A 6,000-nucleotide genomic window follows, 5' to 3' on the forward strand; every position below is an offset into this window, starting at 1 on the left:
GTGATGTGGCGCTTATATCCATATGGAATGGTTTATGACAAAAGTGATTGTATTGCCGGTTTAATGCTCAATCTGGTGATTAATAAAACGATTGAACTGAAATTGCAGCGAGTTGATCATCTGCGATGACCAGCGCACTGCACCATTTTCGGGCAATGTCTGCGGCATCCAGACGGCATAGGCAAACAGCGCCATGCACAGAACGCGCTCCAGCTGGTTGCCTTTTTGCGGCACGAGGATTGGCAGGCGGAAACGCCAGCGGCAGGGCCAGAGCAGCGGAACGCCCGCTGGCGTCAGCATATCGGCGAGGATATGGCTTAAGTAGCCGAGCACCATGCCCTGAATGGCATCCGCCGGGACTATCCAACTCTCGGGAACCTTCAAATAGAAGAGTGTAAGCAGGCCAAATACGGCCAGCAGGCTGTGGGTAAACCCGCGATGACCAAAGGCTCTGGCGATGGGTTTTGAAATCCACTTCAGCCGCTGACCAAGGAATGATTTTGGATGGTCGATGTCCGGCAGCAGGCAGGTCAGCACGGCAGAAGGGACAATATGCCACCAGTCCCCCTGGGCCAGCACAGGGGTCAGTTCAGCGTTTTTAGCAAACACTGCACAGGCAAGTGAAAAAAGCAGGTGGCCTTCCGCCGTCATGATAAAACCCGGTAAACTGTCAATCCATACAGTATAGGGTTTTTATACAGTGTGTGAAAGAGGTGACGGTGTAACTCTTTGTCACAAACCGGCGGTTAGCGCGCCAGCCAGCCACCGTCTACGGCAAGGGTATGGCCGTTAACGTAATCCGACGCCGCCGAGGCCAGAAACACCACCGGACCCTGTAAATCCTCCGGAAGTCCCCAGCGGCCCGCCGGAATACGGTCGAGGATCGCCTGGCTGCGCTGCTCATCATCGCGAAGTTGTTGGGTGTTATTTGTCGCCATATAACCCGGCGCGATAGCATTCACGTTAATACCTAGCGGCGCCCATTCGTTTGCCAGCAGGCGGGTGAGCCCGAGGACGCCGCTTTTCGAAGCCGTATAGGACGGCACCCGAATGCCGCCCTGGAAGGAGAGCATGGAGGCAATGTTAATGATCTTGCCGCCCTGACCCTGCACGATAAACTGTTTCGCTACTGCCTGAGAGAGGAAAAAGACCGATTTCAGATTGAGATCGATAACCTCGTCCCAGTCCTTCTCGCTAAATTCCAGCGCATCGCACCGACGAATGGTGCCGGCATTGTTAACCAGAATATCGATGCGGCCCATCTCTGTGACGGCGGTATCCACGACGCTCTGAATACTCTCATGCTTGCCGAGATCGGCGCGAATTGCGATAAAGCGCCGTCCCAGCGCCGTGACGCGCGCTGCCGTTTCGTCAGGAACCTTGCGGTTTACCCCCACGATATCGCATCCTGCCTGGGCGAGGGCAATGGCCATGCCTTGCCCCAGACCGGTATCGCACCCGGTCACCATCGCCACTTTTCCTGCCAGAGTAAAAGCATCCAGTATCATACGCGCCTCAGAAGTCAGGTTATTGTCATTCTGCACGTAAGGATAGGAGTCTGGAATGAGAAAAGCAAATAAAGTAAAACGTTGTTTTGATTTTGTGATACAGGCAGCCGAAGCTGCCTGAAAGAGCGTTACTCTCCGCGCAGATGGCGGGCAGTCAATTCTTCAAGAGACGTCAGCCTGACATCCGCGAGGGCAAAGCGGGGATCGTGTCGGCCTTCTTCAGCCGGCACAACGATGGAGCGCATACGTGCGGCTTTGGACGCCACCATGCCGTTAACCGAATCTTCCAGCGCCACACAGGTAAGCGGATCCAGCCCCAGTTTCGCGGCGCAGTCCATATACACCTGCGGATGTGGCTTGCTGTAAGGAAGCTTTTCGGCCGAGGCCAGCGCGTCGAAGCTGTCGCGCAGCCCGAACATCGTCAGCACTTTTTCCAGCATATGCAGAGGTGAGGCAGAGGCAAGCCCCACTTTCAGCCCTTGCGCCTTGCACAGGGCGATAGCGTCGCGTACGCCCGGTAACAGAGGCTTATTCTCTTCTACAAGGGAGATAGCACGGTTGATAATGCGCGCCGTAACTTCGTCGCGATCCGGGCCAACCCATGGCTGGTGGGCATACCAAAGGTCAACCACCATATCGATGCGCAGCCCCAGGGTATCGGGAAGCTCATTACGACGAGTGATATCGACGCCGAGGCTGGCCATCACGTCCAGTTCAGCCCGATCCCACAGGGGTTCGGAATCAATCAACAATCCATCCATGTCAAAAATAGCGGCAAGTATCTGGCGCGGTGTCGACATTACAACATCTCCTTATCTTGGGGGTAAGACGAACGGTGCTAAGCACAAGCAATTTAGCATATTGCATTCAAAGATCGGGCGAAAATGACCGACAGCAGGTAGACTTAGGCACAAATAACGCGTCTTTATGAAGAGGAACTAATGACGTATCAACAAGCTGGACGCATCGCAGTCTTAAAACGTATTGCTGGTTGGGTTATTTTCATTCCCGCCCTGATTTCAACGCTGATCTCCGTACTTAAATTTATGTACGATCACAGCGAAAAACAGCCGGGCATTAATGCCGTCATGCTCGATTTTGCCCACGTCATGATTGAGATGATGCGGTTTAACACCCCATTCCTGAACGTCTTCTGGTTCAACTCTCCCACCCCGGATTTTCACCACCAGCTGAATGTCGGGTTCTGGATAATCTATGCGTTGATCTTTATCGCGATGGCGTTGCAGGCCTCCGGCGCGCGCATGAGTCGCCAGACCCGCTTTTTACGCGAAGGGGTGGAAGATCAGCTGATACTTGAGAAGGCGAAAGGCCCTGACGGGATGAGCCGCGAGCAGATCGAATCGCGCATTGTCGTTCCGCGTCATACCATTTTTGTGCAGTTTTTCCCGCTCTATATTTTGCCGGTTATTATCATTGTGGCCGGGTATTTCTTCTTTACGCTGCTCGGCTTCCTGTAATGTCAAAGGGGGCGTATTGCCGCCCCCTCCCGCTATGCCGCCAGGATACGGTCCAGCGCCCGCTGGGCATTCACCAGATGACTCCCGCCAAACAAAATCGCCCGGTTTAGCAAGGTGTACAGCTGATAAACCGGCTGACGTTCAAGGAAACCCGCAGGTAACGGCGAGACAGACTGATAGCCATCATAAATTTGCGGCGGCTGTTCAGGGTGCAACGGCAGCATCGCGAGGTCACATTCTCTGTCGCCCCAGTAGCAGGCCGGGTCAAATATATAGGGACCATCAGGCCCAAGCGCGCAGTTGTTCGACCATAAATCACCGTGCAGAAGGGAAGCCTGAGGCTGATGCGAAGCCAGACGCTGCTGAATGTGTTCAACAATCGCGTCGATGTTGCCGAACGCTAGTCCCTTTTCAGCGGCCAGCTCCAGCTGCCAGCCTATGCGCTGCTCGGCAAAAAAAGTCGACCAGCGGCGTTGCCACGCGTTTGGCTGTGGGGTGGTTGAGAGGTCGTTATCGAAATCGAGCCCAAACTGAGGTTGATCGCTCCACTGGTGCAAACGGGCGATCTGTTGGCCGAGAATAAAGGCGTTGTGCGCATCCAGAGGGCGCGCCGGAAGATAGTTCATCACCAGAAAGCTGTAGTCACGATCGCTGCCAACGGCTAAAACCTGTGGAACGTTGACTGTTTTACTGCGCGATAACAACTCAAGCTGATCGGCTTCGGCCGTAAAAATGGGGAGCAATTCGCGCTCATCACATTTCACGAAGAGATCGCGCCCGGCGTAACGTAAATGCCATGCGGCATGGATCTCTCCGCCTGGCAGTTCGTTACGCAGTTCAATTTCACCTTCACCCAGTTGCTCACTTAAAAGATGACTGATAGCCTGCCACATGATGTCTCTCCCATGTTGTCTGCCAGATCATAAAGTTAGCGCAAAACGGCTATAAAAAAACAGGAACTAACGCACAACTGAGCGGTTTAATTTTGTACAGGGCACTTATTGTTCTTTTTTATGCCAGTTTTCCCAGCTATCCACATCAATTTCCGTGGCTTTGTCAGTCACGCTTTCCACCAGGCTACTGGCCAGCGCCTTCACCTCCTCCTGACTCAGCGGGCTTATCAGGCCAAAGGCCAGCGAGCCGAGATCGTGAATATTGCCCTCATCGTCCGTCAGCGTGAGCAGAAAATTCGCCCGCGTGAAAGCGTTGTTGAGTTCATTCAGTTCGGTCAGCGATGCTTCATGAATATTGACGGTTACGACGTAGCGGGTGATATCACCACTGCTCATAATTCACCTCGTTGTTATCCTGAAAGTTTTCTTAGCATAGTCGATAAGCCATATTTGGCGACTTCCCCCTCCACGGGAAGGGGAAGCACGTTCAGCTTCTCGCCAGGTAATCGACAATTTTCTGAGTATCCGCAAGCGAACACAGACGGGTTCCCTGATTGATGGTGGCAGCGCTCCCTGCCGCGACGCCATAGCGTGCCATCTCCAGAAGCGAAGCGCCCTGCGCCAGCTTCAGCACCATCGCGCCAACCATACTGTCTCCGGCACCCACGGTACTCTGACTTTTCATCGGCGGTGGAACAACCTGCACGCAGCCCGTCTTGTCGACGGCCAGCGCACCCTGAGGACCGAGAGAGACTACAACGCGATGCGCTTTGCCCGTGCGTACCAGCTCTTCTGCGGCAGTACGCACGTCATCAGGCTGGTTGAGCTCGCGATTGACAAGCGCACTGAGCTCTTTCTGGTTAGGTTTGACAAGTTCAAGTTGTCCGGGCTCTAACGCCGCCTTCAGGGCATCGCCTGAGCTATCGACAATGCAGCGGATGCCGCGCTGGAGCACCGCCTGAACCAGTGCCGTCAGCTTTTCTGTTTTGACGCCCGGCGGCAGGCTACCGCTGATCACTAGCAATGAGCCGCTTTCAATGGTCAGCACTTTCTCTTCCAGTTGACGAAACTCATCATCGCTCAACTTCGCCCCTGGCATCACAAAACGATATTGCTCGCCGCTGGATTCAACATGGACATGCAGGTTTTGCCGGGTCCAGTCTCTGGCGTCAACGGTATCTACGGCAACCTGTTCATCTGCCAGCAACGCAACCAGATGCTCACCCGTGGCGCCGCCAGCGGGGAAGATGGCGGTTGCTTTTCCGCCGAGATGGGTAATGGCACGCGCCACGTTAATGCCGCCGCCGCCCGGCTCAAACACCGGCGCGCTACAGCGCAGCTTACCTTCCGGATAGATTTGCGGCGTCATGGTCGCAGAGTCGAGGGAAGGGGAGAGCGTCAGCGTGTAAATCGAAGCCATCATGACCTCCTTTTATCATGGGTTATTTTAAGCCTGGCACCGTTTGGCAGGAAGGCAACGTAAATAACAGTATGATTTTAAAAATGAATGCTGACAAAAAACCTTGGCCGGGTATATACATTAAATCGCGTTTTGGGATCGTTCTTATTCAAAAAATGAAAGAAGAAATTATTGCTATGTTATTTGCGGCTTTTTATAATTTGTTACCTTTCTATGGTCGCCTTGTCATTGATCCGCAAGAAAGTTTCCGAGACCGTGACGGTCTCTTTTTATGTTGTACGGACTCCTAAAATAAATGAAGCTTTTGAAGACAGTACCCGCAGCACTGATGCTGGCGGGTGGCGTATTTGCGTCACTGAATGCAACCGCCGATGATACCGTTTTTACTGTCATGGACGATCCCTCCACTGCCAAAAAACCCTTTGAAGGTAACGTGAATGCCGGGTATCTGGCGCAATCCGGTAACACGAAAAGCTCCTCCATGACCGCAGACAGCACCCTGACCTGGTACGGCAACACCACGGCCTGGTCGCTGTGGGGCAATGCCAGCAACACATCTGCTAACGATGAACGCTCCTCTGAGAAATACGCGGTAGGTGGGCGTAGCCGTTACAACATGACAGATTATGACTACCTGTTTGGGCAGGCGAGTTGGCTTACTGACCGCTACAATGGCTATCGCCAGCGCGATGTCATGACTG

9 protein-coding genes are annotated in these 6,000 nt (G+C 53.7%); 3 read left to right on the forward strand and 6 right to left on the reverse strand.

Going from position 1 to position 6,000, the window contains the following annotated elements; all coding sequences use genetic code 11:
* Positions 1-60 precede the first annotated feature (60 nt).
* The 3 genes from HP459_RS06275 to hxpB all read right to left on the reverse strand — a co-directional run bounded on the left by HP459_RS06275 (position 61) and on the right by hxpB (position 2,308).
* On the reverse strand, positions 61-651 hold the full coding sequence (locus HP459_RS06275; protein ID WP_015570742.1) for a metal-dependent hydrolase: 591 nt from the start codon (positions 649-651) through the stop codon (positions 61-63).
* A 95-nt stretch (positions 652-746) separates the two neighbouring features.
* Positions 747-1,508 (reverse strand): 2-dehydro-3-deoxy-D-gluconate 5-dehydrogenase KduD, encoded by a 762-nt coding sequence (gene kduD, locus HP459_RS06280; RefSeq protein ID WP_023299906.1) that lies wholly within the window; start codon positions 1,506-1,508, stop codon positions 747-749.
* A gap of 128 nt (positions 1,509-1,636) precedes the next feature.
* Positions 1,637-2,308 (reverse strand): hexitol phosphatase HxpB, encoded by a 672-nt coding sequence (gene hxpB, locus HP459_RS06285; RefSeq protein ID WP_063150467.1) that lies wholly within the window; start codon positions 2,306-2,308, stop codon positions 1,637-1,639.
* A 141-nt stretch (positions 2,309-2,449) separates the two neighbouring features.
* Between hxpB and HP459_RS06290 the strand changes: the two genes are divergently transcribed.
* Positions 2,450-2,986 carry a YniB family protein gene (locus HP459_RS06290; protein WP_015570741.1) on the forward strand — a complete coding sequence of 179 codons (537 nt, stop codon included), beginning with the start codon at positions 2,450-2,452 and terminating at the stop codon, positions 2,984-2,986.
* A 32-nt stretch (positions 2,987-3,018) separates the two neighbouring features.
* Here HP459_RS06290 and HP459_RS06295 read toward each other — a convergent pair whose 3' ends face one another.
* The 3 genes from HP459_RS06295 to pfkB form a co-directional block, all read right to left on the reverse strand.
* On the reverse strand, positions 3,019-3,879 hold the full coding sequence (locus HP459_RS06295) for a fructosamine kinase family protein (protein ID WP_022647830.1): 861 nt from the start codon (positions 3,877-3,879) through the stop codon (positions 3,019-3,021).
* Positions 3,880-3,984: 105 nt separating this feature from the next.
* Complete coding sequence (gene ghoS / locus HP459_RS06300; protein ID WP_003857822.1) at positions 3,985-4,275, reverse strand: type V toxin-antitoxin system endoribonuclease antitoxin GhoS; 291 nt, start codon at positions 4,273-4,275, stop codon at positions 3,985-3,987.
* A gap of 91 nt (positions 4,276-4,366) precedes the next feature.
* On the reverse strand, positions 4,367-5,299 hold the full coding sequence (pfkB, locus tag HP459_RS06305; RefSeq protein ID WP_022647831.1) for a 6-phosphofructokinase II: 933 nt from the start codon (positions 5,297-5,299) through the stop codon (positions 4,367-4,369).
* Between the two features lie 17 nt (positions 5,300-5,316).
* Between pfkB and HP459_RS06310 the strand changes: the two genes are divergently transcribed.
* On the forward strand, positions 5,317-5,589 hold the full coding sequence (locus tag HP459_RS06310; protein WP_022647832.1) for a hypothetical protein: 273 nt from the start codon (positions 5,317-5,319) through the stop codon (positions 5,587-5,589).
* Between the two features lie 5 nt (positions 5,590-5,594).
* Positions 5,595-6,000: DUF481 domain-containing protein (locus HP459_RS06315; RefSeq protein ID WP_171936028.1), on the forward strand; the 406-nt coding region annotated here is incomplete at its 3' end.

Source organism: Enterobacter sp. CM29 (assembly GCF_013179605.1).
Taxonomy (GTDB): Bacteria; Pseudomonadota; Gammaproteobacteria; order Enterobacterales; family Enterobacteriaceae; genus Enterobacter; species Enterobacter intestinihominis.

What these genes read in the sequence shown, in the direction of transcription:
- HP459_RS06275 (WP_015570742.1), bottom strand. Translation starts at nt 651, where the DNA reads ATGACGGCGGAAGGCCACCTGCTTTTTTCACTTGCCTGTGCAGTGTTT.
- kduD (WP_023299906.1), bottom strand. Translation starts at nt 1,508, where the DNA reads ATGATACTGGATGCTTTTACTCTGGCAGGAAAAGTGGCGATGGTGACC.
- hxpB (WP_063150467.1), bottom strand. Translation starts at nt 2,308, where the DNA reads ATGTCGACACCGCGCCAGATACTTGCCGCTATTTTTGACATGGATGGA.
- HP459_RS06290 (WP_015570741.1), top strand. Translation starts at nt 2,450, where the DNA reads ATGACGTATCAACAAGCTGGACGCATCGCAGTCTTAAAACGTATTGCT.
- HP459_RS06295 (WP_022647830.1), bottom strand. Translation starts at nt 3,879, where the DNA reads ATGTGGCAGGCTATCAGTCATCTTTTAAGTGAGCAACTGGGTGAAGGT.
- ghoS (WP_003857822.1), bottom strand. Translation starts at nt 4,275, where the DNA reads ATGAGCAGTGGTGATATCACCCGCTACGTCGTAACCGTCAATATTCAT.
- pfkB (WP_022647831.1), bottom strand. Translation starts at nt 5,299, where the DNA reads ATGGCTTCGATTTACACGCTGACGCTCTCCCCTTCCCTCGACTCTGCG.
- HP459_RS06310 (WP_022647832.1), top strand. Translation starts at nt 5,317, where the DNA reads ATGGGTTATTTTAAGCCTGGCACCGTTTGGCAGGAAGGCAACGTAAAT.